The organism is Rhizomicrobium palustre (assembly GCF_011761565.1).
GTDB lineage: Bacteria > Pseudomonadota > Alphaproteobacteria > Micropepsales > Micropepsaceae > Rhizomicrobium > Rhizomicrobium palustre.
This window is the reverse complement of the sequence record NZ_JAASRM010000001.1, coordinates 436,019-456,280: the sequence shown is the minus strand read 5'-3', so window position 1 is coordinate 456,280 and position 20,262 is coordinate 436,019. Positions and strand designations below refer to the sequence as shown.

General features: G+C 61.2%; 22 protein-coding genes. 10 read left to right on the top strand and 12 right to left on the bottom strand.

Annotated features, from left to right (window positions below; all coding sequences use genetic code 11):
- Positions 1 to 192: 192 nt before the first annotated feature.
- Entirely contained in the window at positions 193 to 1,320 is a 1,128-nt protein-coding gene (locus FHS83_RS01970; protein WP_167080353.1) for a serine hydrolase domain-containing protein, read from the bottom strand.
- A gap of 259 nt (positions 1,321 to 1,579) precedes the next feature.
- On the opposite strand from FHS83_RS01970, the gene FHS83_RS01965 reads away from it, so the two are divergent.
- Positions 1,580 to 2,542 carry an alpha/beta fold hydrolase gene (locus FHS83_RS01965; RefSeq protein WP_167080350.1) on the top strand — a complete coding sequence of 321 codons (963 nt, stop codon included), beginning with the start codon at positions 1,580 to 1,582 and terminating at the stop codon, positions 2,540 to 2,542.
- 35 nt (positions 2,543 to 2,577) lie between these two features.
- On the opposite strand, the gene FHS83_RS01960 is transcribed toward FHS83_RS01965, so the two are convergent.
- Both FHS83_RS01960 and FHS83_RS01955 read right to left on the bottom strand, forming a co-directional pair.
- On the bottom strand, positions 2,578 to 3,561 hold the full coding sequence (locus FHS83_RS01960; protein WP_208414182.1) for a serine hydrolase domain-containing protein: 984 nt from the start codon (positions 3,559 to 3,561) through the stop codon (positions 2,578 to 2,580).
- 170 nt (positions 3,562 to 3,731) lie between these two features.
- Entirely contained in the window at positions 3,732 to 3,947 is a 216-nt protein-coding gene (locus tag FHS83_RS01955) for a hypothetical protein (protein WP_167080344.1), read from the bottom strand.
- 320 nt (positions 3,948 to 4,267) lie between these two features.
- Here FHS83_RS01955 and FHS83_RS19870 point away from each other — a divergent pair, with 320 nt between their 5' ends.
- The 5 genes from FHS83_RS19870 to FHS83_RS01930 all read left to right on the top strand — a co-directional run bounded on the left by FHS83_RS19870 (position 4,268) and on the right by FHS83_RS01930 (position 9,256).
- Positions 4,268 to 4,624 (top strand): endonuclease domain-containing protein, encoded by a 357-nt coding sequence (locus tag FHS83_RS19870; protein ID WP_167080342.1) that lies wholly within the window; start codon positions 4,268 to 4,270, stop codon positions 4,622 to 4,624.
- A 51-nt stretch (positions 4,625 to 4,675) separates the two neighbouring features.
- On the top strand, positions 4,676 to 6,037 hold the full coding sequence (gene radA, locus FHS83_RS01945; RefSeq protein WP_167080340.1) for a DNA repair protein RadA: 1,362 nt from the start codon (positions 4,676 to 4,678) through the stop codon (positions 6,035 to 6,037).
- Between the two features lie 116 nt (positions 6,038 to 6,153).
- Positions 6,154 to 7,083 carry a CvpA family protein gene (locus FHS83_RS01940; protein ID WP_167080338.1) on the top strand — a complete coding sequence of 310 codons (930 nt, stop codon included), beginning with the start codon at positions 6,154 to 6,156 and terminating at the stop codon, positions 7,081 to 7,083.
- Entirely contained in the window at positions 7,080 to 8,543 is a 1,464-nt protein-coding gene (gene purF, locus FHS83_RS01935; RefSeq protein ID WP_167080336.1) for an amidophosphoribosyltransferase, read from the top strand. The genes FHS83_RS01940 and purF overlap by 4 nt, the downstream gene beginning before the upstream one ends.
- Positions 8,543 to 9,256 (top strand): SDR family NAD(P)-dependent oxidoreductase, encoded by a 714-nt coding sequence (locus tag FHS83_RS01930; RefSeq protein WP_167080334.1) that lies wholly within the window; start codon positions 8,543 to 8,545, stop codon positions 9,254 to 9,256. Before purF ends, FHS83_RS01930 begins: the two co-directional genes overlap by 1 nt.
- Here the strand turns inward: FHS83_RS01930 and FHS83_RS01925 are convergent, their stop codons facing one another.
- Positions 9,257 to 10,102, bottom strand: a complete 846-nt coding sequence (locus tag FHS83_RS01925) for an AbiJ-NTD4 domain-containing protein (protein ID WP_167080332.1) — start codon at positions 10,100 to 10,102, stop codon at positions 9,257 to 9,259. It abuts the gene before it with no gap.
- 210 nt (positions 10,103 to 10,312) lie between these two features.
- Here FHS83_RS01925 and FHS83_RS01920 point away from each other — a divergent pair, with 210 nt between their 5' ends.
- The gene (locus tag FHS83_RS01920; RefSeq protein ID WP_167080330.1) at positions 10,313 to 10,615 is read left to right on the top strand and encodes a type II toxin-antitoxin system RelB/DinJ family antitoxin; all 303 of its coding nucleotides are present in this window, start codon (positions 10,313 to 10,315) and stop codon (positions 10,613 to 10,615) included.
- Between the two features lie 208 nt (positions 10,616 to 10,823).
- Here FHS83_RS01920 and der read toward each other — a convergent pair whose 3' ends face one another.
- The 4 genes from der to panB form a co-directional block, all read right to left on the bottom strand.
- A complete protein-coding gene (der, locus tag FHS83_RS01915; protein WP_167080328.1) occupies positions 10,824 to 12,179 on the bottom strand; it encodes a ribosome biogenesis GTPase Der in 1,356 nt (451 codons plus the stop codon).
- Between the two features lie 116 nt (positions 12,180 to 12,295).
- Positions 12,296 to 13,705, bottom strand: coding sequence for a PQQ-binding-like beta-propeller repeat protein (locus FHS83_RS01910; protein ID WP_167080326.1), 1,410 nt, complete (start codon positions 13,703 to 13,705; stop codon positions 12,296 to 12,298).
- Entirely contained in the window at positions 13,705 to 14,421 is a 717-nt protein-coding gene (locus tag FHS83_RS01905; RefSeq protein ID WP_167080324.1) for a tetratricopeptide repeat protein, read from the bottom strand. The genes FHS83_RS01910 and FHS83_RS01905 overlap by 1 nt, the downstream gene beginning before the upstream one ends.
- A gap of 159 nt (positions 14,422 to 14,580) precedes the next feature.
- Positions 14,581 to 15,405 carry a 3-methyl-2-oxobutanoate hydroxymethyltransferase gene (gene panB / locus FHS83_RS01900; RefSeq protein ID WP_167080322.1) on the bottom strand — a complete coding sequence of 275 codons (825 nt, stop codon included), beginning with the start codon at positions 15,403 to 15,405 and terminating at the stop codon, positions 14,581 to 14,583.
- 411 nt (positions 15,406 to 15,816) lie between these two features.
- Between panB and FHS83_RS01895 the strand changes: the two genes are divergently transcribed.
- Together FHS83_RS01895 and FHS83_RS01890 are read left to right on the top strand one after the other, a co-directional pair.
- Positions 15,817 to 16,209 (top strand): VOC family protein, encoded by a 393-nt coding sequence (locus FHS83_RS01895; protein ID WP_167085189.1) that lies wholly within the window; start codon positions 15,817 to 15,819, stop codon positions 16,207 to 16,209.
- Positions 16,210 to 16,417: 208 nt separating this feature from the next.
- Positions 16,418 to 17,230, top strand: coding sequence for a hypothetical protein (locus FHS83_RS01890; RefSeq protein WP_167080320.1), 813 nt, complete (start codon positions 16,418 to 16,420; stop codon positions 17,228 to 17,230).
- 56 nt (positions 17,231 to 17,286) lie between these two features.
- Here FHS83_RS01890 and FHS83_RS01885 read toward each other — a convergent pair whose 3' ends face one another.
- Genes FHS83_RS01885 through FHS83_RS01870 form a run of 4 tightly spaced genes read right to left on the bottom strand, consistent with a single transcriptional unit; the run spans position 17,287 to position 18,966 of the window.
- Positions 17,287 to 17,682, bottom strand: coding sequence for a type II toxin-antitoxin system VapC family toxin (locus FHS83_RS01885; RefSeq protein WP_167080318.1), 396 nt, complete (start codon positions 17,680 to 17,682; stop codon positions 17,287 to 17,289).
- Entirely contained in the window at positions 17,682 to 17,918 is a 237-nt protein-coding gene (locus FHS83_RS01880; protein WP_167080316.1) for an antitoxin, read from the bottom strand. The genes FHS83_RS01885 and FHS83_RS01880 overlap by 1 nt, the downstream gene beginning before the upstream one ends.
- A gap of 36 nt (positions 17,919 to 17,954) precedes the next feature.
- A complete protein-coding gene (locus FHS83_RS01875; protein WP_167080314.1) occupies positions 17,955 to 18,482 on the bottom strand; it encodes a hypothetical protein in 528 nt (175 codons plus the stop codon).
- A gap of 1 nt (position 18,483) precedes the next feature.
- The gene (locus FHS83_RS01870) at positions 18,484 to 18,966 is read right to left on the bottom strand and encodes a hypothetical protein (protein ID WP_167080312.1); all 483 of its coding nucleotides are present in this window, start codon (positions 18,964 to 18,966) and stop codon (positions 18,484 to 18,486) included.
- A 102-nt stretch (positions 18,967 to 19,068) separates the two neighbouring features.
- On the opposite strand from FHS83_RS01870, the gene FHS83_RS01865 reads away from it, so the two are divergent.
- Complete coding sequence (locus FHS83_RS01865) at positions 19,069 to 20,205, top strand: VIT1/CCC1 transporter family protein (RefSeq protein WP_167080310.1); 1,137 nt, start codon at positions 19,069 to 19,071, stop codon at positions 20,203 to 20,205.
- Positions 20,206 to 20,262 lie beyond the last annotated feature (57 nt).

Below are 20,262 nucleotides of genomic sequence, written 5' to 3'. Positions count from 1 at the left end.
TGCGGGAGGAACCCAGGTGTTGAAGCCTGTCTGTGCGTTTCAGAATAGCCGCGAATTTCGCGCGTTTTTGAAATCCTCTTGCCGTCCCAACCTGGATCCCCTTTCCCTCGCAATGCTCGTTCACGCTCGCTCTGCTCAGCCGGGGATGACAATCTTGGTATGAGGGGCGCGATAGCCCGCACTTCATACCACCTAGTTTGCAAGCGCTTTCAGCAGGAAATTGGCTGAAGCGACCGCGGAGCTATCGCCGGTGAGGGCGACCGCGACGAAGGCGTGATCGGCGGGGGAATAGACGGCGAGCGCGCTGGCGCCCGGTGTGCCGCCGGCATGACCAATCCACAACAGCCGCTTATTGCCATCGGACACGTCGAACACCATGACGCCAAGACCGTAAAAGGTGCCGGGATCGAACATGGGATAAAGCGTGGAGGTCATCTTCGCCGTCAGCGCGGGCGCGATCACACGGCCATCAAAGAGCGCCGACCAGAAGCGGACCATATCGGCCGCATTGCCAACAATCGGACCTGCAGCGCCCGCCCAGCTTGGATCAATCGGCTTTTCCTGTTTGGAGACGAGCGGCGCCACACCCTCCGACCCGCCGCCCGGCGGCAGCGCGCGCAGCGATTTCAGCCCCAGCGGGGTGATGATCCGCGCCGTGATCGCCTGGTCTATCGGGCGGTGATCGACGCGCTCAACAATCTCGCCAAGGAGGTCGTAGCCGGTATTGGAATAATGCCAATCCGCGCTCGGACAGAACATGGCCCCGTGGCGGCGTGCGATGGCGAGGGTTTCGGCGGGGCTGCGATAGCGCGGCTCGGCATGCACCTTCAGATCCTCGTTCGCGCTGAAGAGCCCGCTGGTATGGGCCAGAAGATCGCGCAGCGTGACGACATCGCCATTGGGCACATCTTTCACCCAGCGCGACACCTTATCGTCGAGCGAAATCTTGCCCTCTTGCACGAGCTGCAACACGACCGCGGCGGTGAAGGTTTTGCCGACACTGGCCCAGAACAAGGGAAGCGCTGTGCCGGAGTTTGCCGTCCACAGCCCTTCACCCTCGATACCGACTGCTGCGGTGATGGCGGAGGCGTCCGTCTTTGCCATGATCGTCGCCAGCGCGGCATCAAGGCGAGCGGACCGCGCTGGATTGAGCGCAACGTCGGGCACGGAAGCAGGCGCGGGCATGGGGATAGCTTCATGCAACGGCCGGCCGGCGTAAGCCTGGCGCTCGGCGCAATGCACTGGGGTGTAATCAGCGGCACTGGCACTTGCCATCAGCAGGAGCGATGCGGCGATAGAAAGCTTGGCACTCTGTCTCATGGCGCTCTCGTTTTCAGGCGAGGCATAGCCGTAGCATCAATCGAGCCGCCGGAGAATGGCGCAAACTCACATCCGCGTGACATGGCGCGCTTTGGCGACGCACTACTAATTTGCGGTGCGTGGATGGTTGGGGGGATCAGCGCTGCTCGCATGGTCGCGAAAGATTGCCGCCGCCGTGCGGCGGGAATAGGACTTTATCCAAAAGATCGGGCGAAAACAACGTGTACGGATTATCACGCCGCGATCCCGGAGGAATGCCATGCTTAACCGACGCACTGTGCTCTGTTCAACTACCGCCTTCGCCGTCCTCTCCGCCGCGCGCGCGGAGCCAAACAATCTCGTCGCGGTGCGTGGCACACGCCTTTATGTCGAACGCTTCGGCAATAAGAAGGCGATGCCCATCGTCTATGTGCATGGCGGGCCGGGATCGGGCAGCTATGATGCCGGTCTTTATCAAGGCGCGCGCCTTTCCGCGGGGGCGCAGTTGATCTGCCTCGATCAGCGCGGGGTGCTTCGCTCTGACCCCGAAACCGCCGTCACGGTGAATGACATCATCGAGGATCTGGAAGGGGTGCGCCAAGCACTCGGCATTCGGCGCTGGGTGCTGTGGGGCCATTCTTTCGGCGGCTATTACGCCACCAAATATGCCTTGCGCTACCCGTCGGCGGTGGCGGGGCTGGTCTATGAGAACATCACCCTTGATCCCGATGGTTCGATGAAACACATGCTGCGGGCTTGCGCGGCGCTGCTGGATCAGAAAGGCTTCACGGCCGAGCGTGACGCCGCGCTGGCACTGATCGACGCGCCCGTTTCCACGCGCGAGCGTCTCCTCAGCTATTCGCGCTTGAGCATGAAGCTGGGTGCCGACCGCCAACGCCTTTATGTGCATCAGGAAGCGATGCTCGACTTTTTCCCCAAGCTGGTGGCGGCCTCTGGGCTTGGCGCCCGATGGCGGCAGGAAGGCGCCCATTACGACGCGCTGATCAAGGACGATGCCTTGCTGGAAGATTTGCGCCCCCTGATGCCGCAGATCACCGCTCCGGCCTTGATGATCCGCGGGCGCTACGATCTCGCCACCCCGCCGGAGCAAGTGGAGGCGTATTTAAAGGGGCCTCGGCGTAAGCTCGAGGTCTTCGAGGAGAGCAGTCATTTCGTCCATGCCGAAGAAGCCGACGGCTTCGCCCGCTCGGTGCTGCGTTTCATGAAGACGCTTCCGGCGTAAGCAGTAAACTTGCGCCAGCAGGGGCAGACATTGCTCTATTTGTCGGAGGCAGAAAGAATCGCTTTCAAGATGGCCTCCGACCGCCGTTGCCCATATCCGCGGCCATAGGCGCTCGAGGTAATCGCCACCACCAGATGACGGCTGGGCACAACGTATATTTTGTTGCCGCCATTGCCTGAGGCGAAGGATACCTGGACTGGCTTGCCATTGATCTCGTGAAGCTTGGAATACCAGAAATAGCCGTAACCATCGGCGAAGGGATCGCTGGCAGAAATCATGACCTTGGGCGCGAGCGCCTCGTGCAGCCACGTAGCGGCGACGATGCGCCGTCCATGATATTCTCCGTCCTTACGGACCAGTTCTCCAATCTTGGCGAGGCTGCGCGTCGTGAGCGAGAGGTTTCCTTGCCCTTTGGTGTAGCCAGCCTGGTCGGCGCTCCACTGCCAGTCTTTGATGCCGAGCGGTGCGAACAAATTGGCGCCCGCAAAGGCGGCCAGTGTCTGTCCTGTGGCTTTGGCGACCACTGCGCCCGCGACATAGGCCGTCACCGAATTATACCGATAGCGCGTGCCGGGCGGATCGGCCCGCGGCAAGGAGAGCACAAAGGCCAGCGGGTCGGCGGCTTCATCCATCTTGTCTTCGTTGCCGGGCGAGGCGGGGTCTTCATCAAAGGCGGCAAGACCTGAGCGCATCGTCAGCACATCTCGTAACGGCACATCCCCGATCGCGCTGCCTTGCGCCTCAGGCCAATACCGCGCGACGGGATCGCCGACACTCCTGATATGACGCTGATCCATCGCAATGCCCATCAGTAGGGCTGTGATGCTCTTCCCCGCTGAACGGATATCGTGCAGCGTCTCGGGGGTCTCCCCGTTGAAATAGCGCTCGGCTACGATCTTCCCATCGCGTAGCACGACCACGCCCTTTAAATCGGGGTGCTCATCCTTATCAAAACCGGCAAGGACGCTATCAAGCGCGCGATCACTTGCAGCCACCGCAGGCGTTGCCGCCGCAAGCAATAGAGGTATCGCACAGGACGCCAGGAGCGTTCGGGCTCGCGTTATCAGAGGCCATGCTGCGTTCATGTTTGAAGGCCCCACTGTAACGTGTTGAAGCGAAGAGGGACGGTATAGGGGCAGCGTGCCGGCGGGAAGTCGTCCTGCTTTACTTTTTCGTCGGGCGAATTCGGTCACCCCCGCATTTCCCACCAGCGCTTCGCCGCCACCACGCCCCAGATCGCTTCCACCACGCCGAAAGGCCAGGCGCCTTGCAGGAAGCCGTAAGCGGAGCCGAGCCAGCAGGAAAACGCGAAGGCGAGAATGAACCAGGGGCTCTTCTTTTCCAGCGCGTAGGTGACGAGCATCGCCGTCACTGCGAAGAGACCGAAGAGGGTGAGGGTGGACATGCAGGCTAGGGCTCCACGCGTAAGATTGGGCTTGGGTCACCACTCGACCAGATGTCCCCATCTCCCGTCGAGGTGTTGCGGAGAATTTGGAGGTGTTGCCTTTTTGTTCTCATCTGTGTTATCTCCCGATTGACCGCAGCTATTCACCCTCCCCTTGAGGGAGGGTCGAATTTGCGAAGGCAAATTCGGGGAGGGGTATGTCGTGGCGTTTGCGGGGAGGCTTCGGCGGCAGAACCTGAAAACCGGGTTTGCCTGCCACCTGCGCGAAGACATGACTGACGCGGAGCGGTGCTTATGGGCGGCACTTCGCGCAAAACAGATTGCGGGGGCTGCGGTTCCGCCGCCAGCGGCCGATTGGGCCGTATGTGGTCGATTTCTTGTGCTCCCGGGCGCGGCTGGTTGTGGAACTGGACGGGGATCAGCACGGGGCCGATCAGGCGATGCGCTACGACGCGGTGCGGACCGAATGGCTAAGGCAGCAAGGCTATTCTGTGCTGCGTTTTGCAAATGGTGCTGTGTTACGGAACCGGCAGATGGTTATTGACGCCATCCTGCATCACCTCGAAGAACACGACATACCCCTCCCCGGAAATGCCGCTGGCATTTCCGACCCTCCCCCAAAGGGAGGGTGGCAAAGAGGGGGCGAGATGCAGCGCTTTCATGTTAAAAGACACTGATGTGCCGCTGCTTTTACCCTCCCTCAAGGGGAGGGTATGAGAGAAATATAGATGGCCAAGACCTCTTTTGTTTGTCAGTCCTGCGGTGCGGTGCATTCCAAGTGGAGCGGCAAGTGTGATGCTTGCGGCGGCTGGAACACCATCAGCGAAGAGGCTGCGCCCGCGCCGCTCGGCTCCAATGCCTTGAAGCGGCAGAAGGGGCGGGTTTTCGCGCTGGAGGATTTGAAGACCGAAGACAAGGAGCCCGCGCGGCGCATCACCGGCATTCATGAATTTGATCGCGTCTGCGGCGGCGGTTTGGTGCCCGGCTGCGCGCTGCTCGTGGGCGGCGATCCCGGCGTGGGCAAATCCACCATCATCTTGCAGGCTCTCGCCAGCTTCGCGCGGGCTGGCGGCAGCGCGATCTATATCTCGGGCGAAGAATCCATGGCCCAGGTGCGCTCGCGCGCTTCCCGCATGGGGCTTTCCGATAGTCCGGTGGCGCTGGGCTCGGCGACTTGTGTGGAAGATATTCTGGCGACTCTGGAGAAAGCCAAGTCCCCCAGCGTGATCGCCATCGACTCCATTCAAACGCTGTGGACCGGCGCCTTGGAAGCCGCCCCCGGCACGGTGGCGCAGGTCAGAACCTCATCGTTTGATCTGGTGCGCTTTGCGAAGTCGTCCGGCTCCTCGCTGATCCTGGTCGGCCATGTCACCAAGGATGGGCAGATTGCAGGGCCGAAGGCGGTGGAGCATTTGGTCGATGCCGTGCTCTATTTCGAAGGTGAGCGCGGCCATCAGTTCCGCATCTTGCGCGCGGTGAAAAATCGTTTCGGGCCGACCGACGAAATCGGCGTCTTCGAGATGACCGGCAAGGGCCTGGCCGAAGTCGCCAACCCCTCGGCGCTGTTCCTCGGCGACCGCAATTCGGCCTCCCCGGGCACGGCAGTGTTTGCAGGCATCGAAGGCACGCGGCCTTTGCTGGTGGAGGTGCAGGCCCTCGTCGCGCAGCCGGGCTATGGCACACCAAGACGGGCTGTGGTGGGCTGGGACACCGGGCGACTCGCCATGATTCTGGCCGTGCTCGATTCGCGCGGCGGGGTGGGGGTGAGCGCCCAGGACGTCTATCTCAATATCGCGGGCGGGTTGAAGGTGGGCGAGCCCGCAGCCGATCTCGCCTCGGCGGCGGCGCTGATTTCCTCCTTCGCCGGAATCGCGCTGCCCAAGGACACGGTGTTTTTCGGGGAAATCAGCCTGACCGGCGATATCCGCCCGGCGCCCCAGCCCGAATTGCGCCTGAAAGAGGCGGTCAAACTCGGCTTTACCACCGCCGTCGTCCCGAAGGACACTAAGACCGAGGTCGCGGGCATGACCCTGAAGCCGGTCAAGGATGTCGGCGATCTGATTGCCTTTTGCGGGGCAGGGGAGCGGTGAGGTAATTCTCTCATCGTTATGGCCGGGTCGGAGCCCGGCCATGACGGAATATTAGGATTTCAAAGCGTCTCTGGCCCGAGATTTTATTTAAACCGTCGATGCTTTAGGATGGGGCTATGAGCTTGGCGTTTCAGTTCGTCGATATTCTCGTGGTCGCGGTCATCCTGATCTCGGCGATCTATGCGACCTATCGCGGTCTCGTCTCCGAATCGCTGTCGATTTTCGGCTGGCTGGCCGCCGCCTATGCCGCGCTCTATATCGGCCCTTATTGCGCGGGCTGGATGCGCAGCATGATCGAACCGGCCTGGCTGGGGGAAGCGGTGGGCTTTGTGCTCGTCTTCCTGGTCGTGCTTATCCCGATGCATTTCGCGGCCTCGCGCATCACCGCCAATGTGAAGCGTTCCGAAGTGGGAACTTTGGATAGCGTGCTTGGGACCGGCTATGGCGTGTTGCGCGGGCTGGCCGTGGTGGGCATCGCGTTTCTTGTCTTCATGATGGTCTTTCCGGGCCGCCCGCCGAGCTGGATCACCAATGCGCGACTTTATCCGGTGATCTATGCCGCCGCCGAAATCGTGGTCTCGGTCACCCCGCTGGAAAACCCCAAGGTGGATGGCAAGCCCGGCCACAAGCAGGAGGCGGTGCCCGAAGAGCCTGCGCGCAAGAAGCCCGCCAGCATCAAGGACCTTTTGCAGGACCAGCCTTTCGGCCGCGCCAAGCAGGAGCGCGAGGATAAAGCCTCCGCCAGCGAGAAGCAGCACAGCGAAAAAGCGGGCGATGACACGAGCGCCACCCCGCCACAGGCCGAGCAGCCCGCCGCCGAAAGCCCCCACAAGGAAAAGGCTAAAAGCGTAAAATCCCCAACAAAACCCCATACCGCCAAGAAAGCGCCCGCAGATAAAGACCAAAATGCGGCGGAGGCTGGCGAGGGTAAAGCCGCGGCATCGAAACAGGGGCAAGTTTCCAAGAAGACCTATGGCGCCAAGGACCGCCACGCGCTAGACAGGCTGATCGAAACCAGCCACGGCGACGAAAGCGGCAAGCCATGAATAATGGGTTGAGCGGCCCCTATGACATTGAGGGCGCCGACAGCTTGCATGAAGAGTGCGGCGTTTTCGGAATCTTCGGCCATCACGGCGCAGGCGCGCTGACCATCCTTGGCCTGCATGCCTTGCAGCACCGGGGCCAGGAAGCGGCGGGCGTGGTCTCTTATGATCAGGGCCAGTTCATCGCCGAGCGCCATCCGGGCCTTGTCGGCGATATCTTCGGCAAGAATTCCGGCTATGCCGCCAACCTCAAGGGCGATTACGCCATCGGCCACAACCGCTATTCCACGGCGGGCGGCTCGGCGGTGCGCAACATCCAGCCCTTGTTCGCGGATCTGACCGGCGGCGGCATCACCATCGCCCATAACGGCAACCTCACCAACGCCTATGCCTTGCGCTCCAAGCTGGTGCAGGAAGGCGCGATCTTCCAATCGACCTCGGATACCGAGGTGATCATCCACCTCACCGCACGCAGCTCCAAGACGCAGGTCGTCGACAAGCTGATCGATGCCTTAAAGCAGGTCGAAGGCGCCTATTCGCTGGTGGCGCTGACCTCCAAGAAGATGATCGGCGTGCGCGATCCCTTTGGCGTGCGCCCGCTCGTCATCGGCAAGCTCGATGGCGCCCCGATTCTGGCGTCCGAAACCTGCGCGCTCGACATTATCGGCGCCGAATATGTGCGCGATGTGGAACCGGGCGAAGTGGTCGTCTTCACCAAGGGCGAGATGGAAAGCTATCACCCCTTCCAGAAGGTGAAGCCGCGTTTCTGCGTCTTCGAGTACATCTATTTCGCCCGCCCCGATTCCATGATGGAAGGGCAGAACGTCTATCAGGTGCGCAAGAACATCGGCGAAGAGCTGGCGCGCGAAGCCCCGGCGGAGGCCGATCTTGTCATTCCGGTGCCCGATTCCGGCGTGCCCGCCGCGCTCGGCTTCTCGCAAGCCAGCGGCATTCCCTTCGAGCTTGGCATCATCCGCAATCACTATGTCGGGCGTACCTTCATCGAGCCGACCGATGGCATTCGCCATCTCGGCGTGCGCCGCAAACACAATCCCAACCGCGCCACGCTGAACGGCAAGCGCGTGGTCTTGATCGACGATTCCATCGTGCGCGGCACCACCTCCAAGAAGATCGTGCAGATGGTGCGCGATGCGGGCGCCGCCGAGGTGCATTTCCGCGTCGCCAGCCCGCCGACCAAGCATTCCTGCTTCTATGGCGTCGACACGCCGAACGAGCATGCCCTGCTGGCGCATGAGATGAACCTGGAAGAAATGGCCAAGTTCATCGGCGTCGATAGCCTCGCCTTCATCTCGACCGACGGGCTTTACCGCGCCGTGGGCGAGGAGCGCCGCAATCCCGCCGCGCCGCAATTCTGCGATGCCTGTTTCTCCGGCGATTATCCCATCCGCATCGTGGATGCCGACGCCAAGGAGAGCCAGCTCTCCTTCCTCGTCGAAGCCTGATGTCTGCGCCGCGCCTGGTGCTGATCACCGGGGCTTCGCGCGGCATTGGCCGGGCCGCCGCGGTGGCTTTGGCGGGCGAGGGTTGCCATCTTGTGCTGGTGGCGCGCTCGGTGGGCGGGCTTGAAGAAACCGATGATGCGGTGAAGGCTGCGGGTGGCTCGGCCACACTGGTGCCGCTGGATTTGCGCGATGGCGATGGCCTCGACCGGCTTGGCGCCTCCATTTTCGAGCGCTGGGGAAAGCTGGACGGCTTCCTCGGCAATGCCGGTGTGCTCGGCGCGCTGACGCCGCTCTCTCATCTCGATGTGAAGCTTTATGACGAGCTTCTGGCCGTGAATGTCACCGCCAATTGGCGGCTGATCCGCTCGCTTGATCCGCTGCTGAAACGCGCTGAGGCGGGCAGGGTGGTGTTTGTGAGTTCGAGCGTAGCGCAGAAGCCGCGCGCCTTCTGGGGCGGTTACGCCATGACCAAGGCCGCGCTCGAAAGCCTGGCCCTGACCTATGCCGCCGAATGCGAAGCAACGCCTGTGAAGGTCAATGTGCTGAACCCCGGCGCCACCGCGACCGCGATGCGCGCCAAAGCCATGCCGGGAGAGGACCCATCCACGCTGCCGTCTGCCGAAGCCGTAGCCGCGCTCGCAGCGAAGATGCTGACTCCGGAGTGGACGGAGCAGGGCGCGGTAGTGAAATACAGGGAGTGGGTGAAGGGGTAGTTACTTGCTGCGAGCTAGCAGATAGGACACAAATGATGCGCAGGCTCCCAGCATGAACAATCCATCTGCTTCGTCGACCTGGGCTTCATCACTGAATACAAGTGCGTGTCGAATGCCTTCTTCGTCACTTGAATAACCATAGAGTGAGCTAAAGGCTGACTTAAGCCCTCCATGCAAATGGCCTTCCTGCTCCAAAACTCTGAGAGCAGCTCCCAGCGTTGTCGTACCAGGCGCTAGACGTACGGCCATCGCTTCTACTGCGTGAATGCTTTCTCGCACGCAGCCGGCCCAATCCGAGTTGCGAAGGGCCGCGCCGGCGGCGATGAGTTGTTTTCGTGCAGCGGTCGCGTTCTTGGCCTCTGCATCTGCAATGGCGCGCTCGAACGCTGCCGCTTGCTCTTCAGTACCAATAGCCACGATGTATTGATTATCAAATATCCGGTACGCAGCACGTGCCTCAATAAACGCGGCAGCAAGCTCGCCCTTTAATTGGGCGCTGCAGCCCGAATGCCTGACGAGAAACTCGATCAAGTCGAACAGCTTACCAATACTAGCGCGAAGAATGATTTCATTAAGATGTTGGTGGAATCTGCGTACGTTGTAGTCGAAGCTATCAATTAGCTGTCCAAAATAGAAAACATGCAGGTCCGTTGCTACCCGTTTCCAATTTTGTTTGAAGTAGACAGACTCGTAGCTTGAGCTAGTTCCTCGATCGATTTCAAGGGCCACGCAGTAGTGAATGAGGCGGCGCAACTGAGGAGACACATCTCCCAGTTTTAGCTGCGGAGGGATCGGTTCAAGTCCAGCGCGTTGAGAGAAGGGGAGGTAAGATTCGGAATCGCTCATGGGCTGCAATTATAATAGAGCAATCAAGTAGGTAAACTCTTATGGTTTTTCCACTCGTCCCAAGAAACTAGCTAGTAGTGGGGCATTGGTGTTCGCCAATTAATGCCGAGAGTTGACGCCATGATTTCTCTCGCTCTGCTCTTTGCGGGTAGAAAAGGTGGAAATGACATTGTCATTCAAATGAATCACACTGCTGCCAAAGGAGCCCCCATGAGCAGCAGCAACTCTCTGATCCAGGCGCGCATTGATCCCGAAGTGAAAGAGCAGGCGGCGGCGGTGCTGGAAGGCGTCGGCCTGACCATCTCCGATGCGGTTCGCATTCTTCTGACGCGCACCGCCAAGGAAGGGGCGCTGCCTTTCGAGCTGATCCACGACAAGACTGCTCACGATGCTTGGTTTAAGGCCAAGGTCCGCGAGGCTCTTGAGGATATGCGTCCGGCGCTTCCGAACGATGAGGTCAAAGCACGGTTTGTCAGGCGGCGGGCAGCGGCTTTGCGCAAGGCGGAGGGGTGATACGGCCGCTGGCCGCATCTTCAAACCAATCTGTCATCCCGGGCGATCATCCGGCGCAGCGCGGCGGATGTGAGACCCGGGAGCCACTTTTAAATCTGATCGGTGTTGGAGTGGGTCCCGGCTCTGCGCGCTGCGCCAATCGGCGTGGCACACTGTAGAAGATCGTGCCGCAGCGCTTGGCCGGGATGACAGCTAGGGCAAGTGCCCCCTACTTCTTATCCGACTTCTTATCCGCGTACGGATTCTTTGTGCTGCGCAGGAGGAAGCGTAAGGGCGTGCCTTCGAGGTGGAAGGTATCGCGCAGGCCATTCGTCAGATAGCGGATATAGGCGTCCGGCAGGGCGTCGAGCTGATTGCCGAAGAGGGCAAAGGTCGGCGGGCGGCTCTTGGGCTGGGTCATGTAGCGGATTTTCACCCGGCGGCCAGAGACGGCAGGCGGAGCGTGGCGCTCCAGCGCGTCTTCCAGGAAGCGATTAAGGGTCGCGGTGGGCACGCGGGCATTCCAGGCGCGATCGGCGGCCAGCACGGCAGGCAAGAGACGGTCGAGGCCTTCGCCAGTGGTGGCTGAGGTGGCGATCAAGGGCGCGCCGGCCACTTGCGGCAGGCTGGCGTCGAGCTTGTCGCGCAGCTTGGAAATCGCGCCCGCCTTGTTTTCCAGAAGATCGAATTTGTTGACTGCGAAGAGGATGGCGCGGCCTTCGCGTTCGATCAGATCGGCGATGATGAGATCCTGCTTCTCGAAGGGCTGGGTGGCATCGATCACCACCACCACGCAATCGGCAAAGCGCACGGCATCCAGCGTGGAGCCGACGCTCATCTCTTCCAGGGTATGACCGGCGACGCGGGCTTTCTTGCGCAGGCCTGCGGTATCGTGGAGCAGGATATCGCGGCCCTCAGCCTGCCAATGGGCGGCGATGGCGTCACGCGTAATGCCCGCTTCGGGGCCGGTGAGAGCGCGCTCGCTGCCGAGTAAAAGATTGAAGAGCGAGGATTTGCCGACATTCGGGCGCCCGACAATGGCAAGGCGCAAGGGCTTGTTGGCTTCATCCTCGGCGGCTTTGTCGTCGGCGTCCGCCTGTTCGGCGAAAGGCATCAAGGCCTCAAGGATGTCGGCAAAGCCGATATTGTGCTCGGCGGAAATCTGCAAAGGCTCGCCAAAGCCCAGCGACCACGCCTCGGAGGCGGAGCTGAAGCGCGCCTCGCATTTGTTGGCCACCAGCACCACGGGCTTACCGGCTTTGCGCAAATACTGCGCCACGATCTGATCGGCGGTGACAATGCCTTCGCGGGCATCGAAGACGAAGAGGCAGACATCGGCATCGGCGACGGCGGCATAGCTTTGCGCCGCCATGCGCAGTTCGAGACTATCCTTGCCGCCCGCCTCGATACCGGCGGTATCGATCACGGTGAAGGTGAGGGGGCCGAGCGTGGCGGGCGCCTCGCGGCGGTCGCGGGTGACGCCGGGGGTGTCGTGCACAAGCGCGAGTTTGCGGCCCACCAGCTTATTGAAAAGGGTGGATTTGCCGACATTGGCGCGTCCGACGATGGCAACGGTAAGAGACATACCACTTCCTAGCACGGCCCTGGGGCGATTCAAAAAGGCCAGAGGGTTCAAAAAGGAAGGAGGGGCAGCGCCTGGCGCGACCCCTCCCGAAAACCCGCCCTCAAGGGGAGGGGAATTTACTTCAACGCCACCAGGGTGCCGTCGTTGGTGTAGAGATAGAGCGTGTCGTTGGCGACAACCGGGGCGATAAACGCCTTTTCCGGGATTTCCATGCGCCCGATCAGCTGCCCCGTATAGGGCGAGACCGCTTCGGCATAGCCATCAGAGGACACCACGATCAGCCGGTCGGAGGCCAGAACCGGGCCGGACCAGACGATCGGGTCGGAAGAGGTGTCTTCCGGATCGGTCCAGCGCGGCAGCTGGTGAATCCACTTCACCTTGCCTTCCTTGCGGGTGAGGCACATCAGCTGGTTTTCCAGGGTGACGATATAAACGTAATCGCCCGCCACCCAAGGGGTCTGGATGCCGCCAAGATCGCGCGACCACTGGCGGTCGCCGCTTTCAAGCTGGATCGCCGCCATCACGCCCGAATGGGAGATGGCGAAGACAAGGCCGCGGTCGACCACTGGCTTCCCGGCAATGTCGTCGATTTCCGAGAGCGCGGTGACGCCATGGCTGCGGGTCAGCATGTCGTTCCAGGCCGGACGCCCGTTCTGCACGCGCAAGGCATAAACCTCGCCCGAGGAGTAGGGGGCGATGACGAATTCGCCATACACGGCAGCGCTGGTGGACACCATGATCCCTGCGGATTCGCTGATGCCCTGCTGGTCCCACAACTCGCGGCCATTGGTCGTGGCCAGCGCATGCATGTGGTTGTCGATGGAGGAGACGAAGACGCGTCCGCCGCTGACCACCGGGGCATTGGAGATTGGCACGCCGAAGCTGGCACGCCAGATTTCCTTGCCGGTCTTGGCATCCAGCGCCACGACATCGCCAAAGCCCGAGGTCGCGAAGATGCGGCCATTGTCATAGGCGATACCGCCGCCCGCGCCCTTGGAGGGATCAATGCGGGTGTCCTTGCCGAACATGCCAAGGGTGAGGAAGTTCACCCAATCCTGCTCGCCCTTGGGGCCGACAAAGCTGTGCCAGGCTTCTTCGCCATTCGTGGCGTTGATGGCATAGACGCGGGCCTTGGCATCGAGCGTATAGATCATGTTGCCCGCCACCACCGGCGAGGCGGTGAGGCGCGAGCGCGTGGCCGAGCCCGCGCCTGCATCGGCTTCCCACAAGACCTTGAGCGGGCCAGGGGCCGAGAGGTGATGCATCACATTGGCCGCGAAGCCGCCGGGCTGGGGCCATTCGGTGTTCTTATAAGGCGCCGGAAGCTGGACCTTGATGTCCTTCAGCGTGGCATCGGGTTTGACCGATTCATCATTGGTCAGGATCGAGATGCGCTCGCCGCGGATTTTGGATTTGTGCGGCGAGGAGAACCATTTGCCCACCTGATCGGTGATGGCGCAGCCGCTCACCACGAGCGAAAGGCCAAGCACCAGGGATACGGCGCCGAATGTACGCGCTTTCATCATTAGTGGGCTTCCGCTTGGGGGAGAGCCGGAAGAGCCGGTTTGGCCGCTTCCGGAACGCTGCCGAAATCTTTGCCGCCGGAGGTCTCGATCATGCTGGCAAGGGCGCCCGCGCGCTGGCGGATGGAGCCCGGGGCATTGGTATCGGCGGCGAGGCTCTTATAGATCGTGAGCGCCTCTTTGGCCTTGTCGTCATGCATGGCGCGATAGGCGATCAGTTCTTGCGCCATGAAGCGCCACTGCGATTTGCCATCGTTGAGCGGAGCGAGAAGGTCTTTCAGCTTCTGGGTCGAGGCGGTATCGGCCTGGGCCCAGGCGGCGCGCATGCGCGCGACATCACCAAGACCGCCCTTCGTGGTATCGGCGAGCTTCATATAGATCGCCACCGCGTCGTTGATGCGGCCCGAAGCCTGCAATTCATCGGCCTGAGCGAGCTGGGCGATCAGGGCGTAACCACCCGGCGCCTTCTTGGCGATATTGCCATAGGCCTGGGCGGCAAGGTCGCTCTGCCCGGCTTGCGACATCTGAATCGCGGATTGGAAATTGGCGGAGGCCTTGAGGCGCTCGCGCTGGTCCCAGGTCTGCCACAGCTTGTAGCCGGCAATGCCGATCACCACGACGGAAACGCCAGCGATGACGTAATCGCCGTATTTTTTCCACCATAGCCGGAGCCGCTCCTGGCGGACCTCCTCCTCGACTTCATGGAAAATATCGGACACGGGAAATTCCTTTCGGGAGGACAAGACCTTGACCGGGCAGGGTAATAACCCGGCCCGGCGGCCAAGCGCAACTTGACGATATTTTACCCGCCCCGGAAAGCCCAATCGGCCAACAGGGTTACGGCTTGAGACGGTTCTAGCGGATTCTCGAGGCCAGCGTTACCCGGCTTTTTTCATCGGATAGACGTTTTCCTTGCCCGGGAAGGTGCGGGCGCGGACATCCGCCGCATAGGCCTTCACCGCCGCCTCGATATCGGCGCCCATCTCAGCATATTGGCGCACGAATTTGGGCGGGGTCGGGTTGAGTCCCAGCATGTCTTCCATCACCAGGATTTGCCCGTCGCAGAGCGGCGAGGCGCCGATTCCGATGGTGGGAATGGTGATTTCCTTAGTGATTTTGGCGGCCAGCGGCTCGGCCATGCCTTCCAAAGTGAGGGCGAAGGCGCCCGCCTCGGCAATCGCCTTGGCATCGGCTTCGATGGCGGGCCATTCGGCTTCGGTGCGGCCCTGCGTCTTGAAGCCGCCGAAAATCTGGATGCGCTGGGGGGTGAGGCCGATATGGCCCATCACCGGAATGCCGCGGCTGGTCAGATAAGCAACCGTCTCGGCCATGGCGACACCGCCTTCCAGCTTCACCGCCTGGCAGCCGGTCTCGGCCAGAATCCGGGCGGCGTTCTTGAAGGCGAGCTGCGGCGATTCTTCATAGGAGCCGAAGGGCATGTCCACCACCACCAGCGCCTTCTTGGCGCCGCGCATCACCGCCTGGCCGTGCAGGATCATCATTTCCATGGTGACGCCGAGCGTGGTCTCCAGCCCATGGATCACCATGCCCAGGCTGTCGCCCACCAGCATCAGATCGACATGCTCGTCGAGGAGGCGCGCGGTATGGGCGTGGTAGCAGGTCAGGCAGACGATGGGCTCGCCACCCTTGCGGGCGCGGATCTGGGGCACCGAGATGCGCTTGGACTGGACCTGTGCGGACATTGGAATGGCTCCAAAGTGAAGGCGGGCACTATACGATGAAGGCTGGGGCAGAACGAGGGCAGTGGAGCGGGCGGTTTGCCGCTTGGGGTGTGGGAGAAAATTCCTGTTGAGGTGGTGTGGTGTGCGCGGGGCTGCACCCGCCCCTAGGCAATACTTTCGCCTTTGGAAGAATTAACCCAAGCTGTCATCCCGGCCGCAGTGCGCATTGCGAAGCAGAGCGCGCGTAGAGCCGGGACCCACTTCGACAATGTTCAGATTTCTGAGTGGGTCCCGGATCCCGCCCTTGTGCCAGATAACGCGATCTTCGCGGGCGCGTCCGGGATGACAACAGGTGGCTGATAAACCTAAAAGCGATAGCCCTCCCTCAAGGGGAGGGTGAGTGTTCACATCACTTCATCAAAGGTGTTCCGCATGTCTCTTCGCATTCCCCACTTCACCTATCTCGTGCGTGATTACGATGAAGCCATCGCGTGGTTCACTGAGAAGCTTGGCTTTGTCGTGGTGGAAGACACTGATCTTGGCAAGGGCAAGCGCTGGGTGCGTATAGGGCCGAAAGAGGAATCCGTGCGACTTCTTTTGGGCAAAGCTGTGACGCCGGAACAAATTGCATGCATCGGTCAGCAAGGTGGCGGACGCGTGTTCCTGTTTTTAGAGACAGACGATTTCACACGTGATTATGCGGCTTTTGTGGAACGCGGCGTTCATTTTATCGAATCGCCTCGGCATGAAACGTATGGCAGCGTTGCGGTTTTTGAAGACCTTTATGGCAATCGCTGGGATCTCATTCAGCAACACTCCGTGTAGTGACGATGTTGTAATGACGACACTGCAATAAACTGCAAGCATCACGTGCTTTGCGGTTTCACACAGTCAAATGTGTTGTCAAAAGATCGCGTTCGCGACGATGTATTGCAGAGACGCGCCCTTAAAGCTTGCGAACGCGGATCGTACTTCCCATTTCTGTCGTTACCGCGTGACGAGCTTCACGCGTATCACAAGTATGGAGTACATCATGCGCTTTACGATGCTTATGCTGGGGGCCGCTGCCATTGTTGCCACGTCCGCGAACGCGACGGACTGGACTGGGTTCAGCGGGACGGTTACGGGGGGCTACAACTATTCCGATGTGAAGGGCGCGTCGAACCACGCCTATGACTTCGGCGGCGCAGCCAACTACGCGTTCCCTGACTTGAACATGTATGGCGCGCGTTTGAACGTGCAGGGTTATGCCGATTATTCGGAAAACCGCTCCAAGAGCATCCCGGTTGATACCTGGGCTTCCGGCGGCGCGCTGACCTTGCGCGATTATAATTATGCGCTCGGTTTCGCGGGCGGCTACAATTCCTCGCGCGCGCTGGGCGTGAATGCCGGTTATGGCAATTACGGTTTGATCGGTGAGTTCTATGCCATGCCGGATCTGACCTTGCGCCTGCGCGGCGGCGGCATCAGCGGTAATGTCGGCCCGCTCGGCGGCGACGGCGGTTATTATGGCGGCGGCGCGAGCTATTACGTGACGCCGAACCTCGCCTTGAATGCCGATGCGTCCTACAGCACGGTGTCGAGCCTGCATTGGTCGAATTTTGAGATCGGGCCGGAGTATCTGATCTCAAACGAATTGCCGGTCTCGGTGTCGGCTGCCTACACCCAGTCGAACATCAACGCGCTTGGCCGGTCGCTGAACAGCAGCGGCTTCATGGTGCGTCTGGCCTGGCATCTGGGCGAAGGCAATTCGCTGGTCGAATACGACCGCAATGGCCCGCTCAATCTCAGGAACCCGCAGCTGCCGGTCAATGGCCTGACTTCCATCGCCTTCCAGCCGAAGTAAGGCGTGATCTAGATGCGTTTGACGGCCGCGCTCTTCACCGGGCGCGGCTGTTTCATTTAGTGCAGCCAGTTCTCGAGCTTCAGGCCTTCGACGCGCGAGAATTCGCGTTCATTATCGGTGACCAGTGTTGCGTCGAGTGCGAGTGCATGGGCAGCGATCAACATGTCATTGGCGCTGATCGGCGTGCCGGCGATTTCAAGATCGCATCTCAACTTGGCATAAAGCCTGTCGGCAGGCATCGCGAGCGGCAATACCGGAACGCGCAGGAGAAAGCCTTCGACCAAGCTCTCTAATGCGGGCGCTCCTTTTTTCTGAACGCCAAATCTCAGCTCACTTGCGACGATAATGCTGACAGCGGCTTCACCTTCGGCGAGGCTTCGAACCTTTGCCGCTGCGCGGCCGCGGGGATTTCGTAAAATGTCAGAGACGATATTCGTGTCGAGCAGGTACATCACAGATCAACCGGCTCTGCTGGCAGGTCAGGGATGTCCGGCCACTCTTCCTCAATCGGCTCCAGGGTGGAAAGCCATTCTTTCAGCGACCCTTTCCGCCGGGGCGTTTCGATGATCAGCTTATCCCCCTCCTTGCGCAGGATGGCTTCTTCGCCCGGGAGGGCGAATTCGGCGGGGATTTCCACGATCTGGTCATCACCGACGCGGGTCAGCTTGACGGGGCGGCTTTCGTTCATGGGCGCGAGTATAGCACAAAACCCGACGCTGCGCAGTCAGGGCGTGGGGGTGTCTGTGCTGGCTCCGTCCACGCCTTTGACCTGTTTCCAGGCTTTGCGTTTCAGGCTCTGATCGCTGCAGACGATCCTGACCCGCAAGGGATCGCGGGAGAGATCGAGCGCAAAGCCTTTTTTGATGTCAGGATCGGAATAATAGGTGACGCCATCCTTATGCTGGGCCCGAATGGCGAAGTGGCGGCGGGCGGTCACTTGGGTTTCGATGGCATGATAGACCCAGGTGGTAAGCGCGCGACGATCCTCATCGGACATCGGGGCTTTGCCGAACCAGGCCGCCGCCGATACTTCGAACAGCCCATCGCGTTGCGTGTTGAGACCTTCAATCTCGAAAGGCGAAATGCCGGTGTCGCGCGGCTGTGCATTCTTCTCGCCGAAATGGTAGCCGAAAGCGCCTTCAGAATTGCAGGTCTCCGCAACGGCAGCGATGGCCGCGCGATCAGGTTCCGGCGAACTCGCTGAGGCCGCAACCGCGAAAAACAGCGGTGAGAGAAATAGCGCGCGGCGCATCTTAGCGTTCAAGCGCGATACAGCTCGCGGTGATGATCTCGTCGTCTTGGCGGATCAGGAATGCAAGGCCGGTGTCCGGCTCATGGCTGCTGTGATACTCGACGCCATCCTCGTGGCTTTTGCGATCCGGGAAATGCCCCGCCGCTTTCACCGCATGGTCGAAGGCTTTGAGGAAAGCGGCAGCCTTGGCGCTGTCTTCTTCGAAACTGTCGCCCGCTCCACGGAACGATGCGATAGCGACGATCCGCCCGCGCTCGCCAGTGAGCTTGCCGAAAGGCTCCCATTCCTCGGAGACGGTGGCGTCGATATGGCCGCTATAACCGCGCGGGAAGAGACGGCCAAAGGCGCCCTCTCTGGTGCAGGCCTCGCCCGCCATGGAAAGGGCCGGGGCTTTGCTTTCCTCGGCGTGCTTATGCGACTTGGCAACCGCGGGCGCGGCGGCGAGGAGGAGGGCTAAGGCCAGAGCTGCGAAGCGGTATTGCATCGGCGCAGTCTAGCATTTTTCATCCCAAGGCAACGTATCCGGGACACCACGGTTTCGCGCGGACCAGGATAGGGTTAACCTCGCCCAAACAGGGGACACTCCATGGCCGAGCCACAAAGCGATCGCTCCCGCTTCACCGCCAATATCCAAGGCGAAATCGATAGCGCCGCCCTTTATCGCGCGCTTTCGGAGGCCGAGGCCAACCCGCAGCTTGCCCAGATCTATGTCAAACTCGCCGCCGTGGAGGAGGAGCATGCCGCCTTCTGGGCGCGCGAGCTGGAAAAGGCGGGACATCGCGTGCCGTCGCTAAGGCCCAGCCTCCGCTCGCGGCTTTTGTCATTCCTGGCGCGGCGTTTCGGGCCGGGCATGGTGCTGCCCACGGTAAACACGCTGGAGCAGATCGATAGCGGCCAATATGACAAGCAGACGGAAGCGGTCGCGGGAGGCCTGCCGCAAGCCGAACGCAGCCATGCCCGTATCATCAACGCGCTGGCGGGCGGCGGGAATACGGTGGCGGAGGTGGGTAGCCTCGCGCGGCTGGAAGGGCGCCATCGCGGCCTGGGTGGCAATGCCTTGCGGGCGGCGGTGCTGGGCGCCAATGACGGGCTGGTTTCCAATCTTAGCCTGGTGATGGGGGTCGCGGGCGCGGCGCTCTCCAGCCATGTGGTGCTAATGACCGGGCTCGCAGGTCTCGCGGCTGGGGCTTGTTCGATGGCGATGGGGGAATGGCTGTCTGTTGCCACCGCGCGCGAAAGCTATGAACGCCAGATCGCCGCCGAGGCCGAGGAATTGGCCCAAGTTCCGGAGGAAGAGCAGGAAGAGCTCGCCCTGATCTATCAGGCCAAGGGCATTCCAGAGGACACCGCCCGCACTATGGCAGCGCAGCTTATTTCCAACAAGGAAAGCGCCCTCGACACCCTGGCGCGCGAGGAGCTGGGCATCGATCCGGCCGAGCTTGGTGGCTCGCCCTGGGCCGCGGCGGGCACCTCTTTCGGCCTTTTCGCGGCGGGGGCGATTTTCCCGATTTTACCCTATCTTTTTGGCTTTAGCGGCCTAGCGGCGGTAGCCGGCAGCCTTTTCGTCAGCGGCCTCGCGCTGATGGGCATTGGCGCAGCGACCGCCCTGTTCACCGGCGGATCGGCGTTCAAGCTGGCCCTGCGCTCGCTTGGCTTTGGCTTTGGTGCGGCGGCCTTAACCTTTGCCATCGGCAAGCTGATCGGGGTGGCGGTGGCGGGATAATACGTCCGTACACTGCGGCGGATCGTAGCGAATACGTATTTTAGCTACTCGTTTAAC

Bases quoted from the DNA above. Each gene is read 5' to 3' on its own strand.
- FHS83_RS01970 (WP_167080353.1), bottom strand. From the start codon at position 1,320: ATGAGACAGAGTGCCAAGCTTTCTATCGCCGCATCGCTCCTGCTGATG.
- FHS83_RS01965 (WP_167080350.1), top strand. From the start codon at position 1,580: ATGCTTAACCGACGCACTGTGCTCTGTTCAACTACCGCCTTCGCCGTC.
- FHS83_RS01955 (WP_167080344.1), bottom strand. From the start codon at position 3,947: ATGTCCACCCTCACCCTCTTCGGTCTCTTCGCAGTGACGGCGATGCTC.
- radA (WP_167080340.1), top strand. From the start codon at position 4,676: ATGGCCAAGACCTCTTTTGTTTGTCAGTCCTGCGGTGCGGTGCATTCC.
- FHS83_RS01940 (WP_167080338.1), top strand. From the start codon at position 6,154: ATGAGCTTGGCGTTTCAGTTCGTCGATATTCTCGTGGTCGCGGTCATC.
- purF (WP_167080336.1), top strand. From the start codon at position 7,080: ATGAATAATGGGTTGAGCGGCCCCTATGACATTGAGGGCGCCGACAGC.
- FHS83_RS01930 (WP_167080334.1), top strand. From the start codon at position 8,543: ATGTCTGCGCCGCGCCTGGTGCTGATCACCGGGGCTTCGCGCGGCATT.
- FHS83_RS01925 (WP_167080332.1), bottom strand. From the start codon at position 10,102: ATGAGCGATTCCGAATCTTACCTCCCCTTCTCTCAACGCGCTGGACTT.
- FHS83_RS01920 (WP_167080330.1), top strand. From the start codon at position 10,313: ATGAGCAGCAGCAACTCTCTGATCCAGGCGCGCATTGATCCCGAAGTG.
- der (WP_167080328.1), bottom strand. From the start codon at position 12,179: ATGTCTCTTACCGTTGCCATCGTCGGACGCGCCAATGTCGGCAAATCC.
- FHS83_RS01910 (WP_167080326.1), bottom strand. From the start codon at position 13,705: ATGATGAAAGCGCGTACATTCGGCGCCGTATCCCTGGTGCTTGGCCTT.
- panB (WP_167080322.1), bottom strand. From the start codon at position 15,405: ATGTCCGCACAGGTCCAGTCCAAGCGCATCTCGGTGCCCCAGATCCGC.
- FHS83_RS01895 (WP_167085189.1), top strand. From the start codon at position 15,817: ATGTCTCTTCGCATTCCCCACTTCACCTATCTCGTGCGTGATTACGAT.
- FHS83_RS01890 (WP_167080320.1), top strand. From the start codon at position 16,418: ATGCGCTTTACGATGCTTATGCTGGGGGCCGCTGCCATTGTTGCCACG.
- FHS83_RS01885 (WP_167080318.1), bottom strand. From the start codon at position 17,682: ATGTACCTGCTCGACACGAATATCGTCTCTGACATTTTACGAAATCCC.
- FHS83_RS01880 (WP_167080316.1), bottom strand. From the start codon at position 17,918: ATGAACGAAAGCCGCCCCGTCAAGCTGACCCGCGTCGGTGATGACCAG.
- FHS83_RS01875 (WP_167080314.1), bottom strand. From the start codon at position 18,482: ATGCGCCGCGCGCTATTTCTCTCACCGCTGTTTTTCGCGGTTGCGGCC.
- FHS83_RS01870 (WP_167080312.1), bottom strand. From the start codon at position 18,966: ATGCAATACCGCTTCGCAGCTCTGGCCTTAGCCCTCCTCCTCGCCGCC.
- FHS83_RS01865 (WP_167080310.1), top strand. From the start codon at position 19,069: ATGGCCGAGCCACAAAGCGATCGCTCCCGCTTCACCGCCAATATCCAA.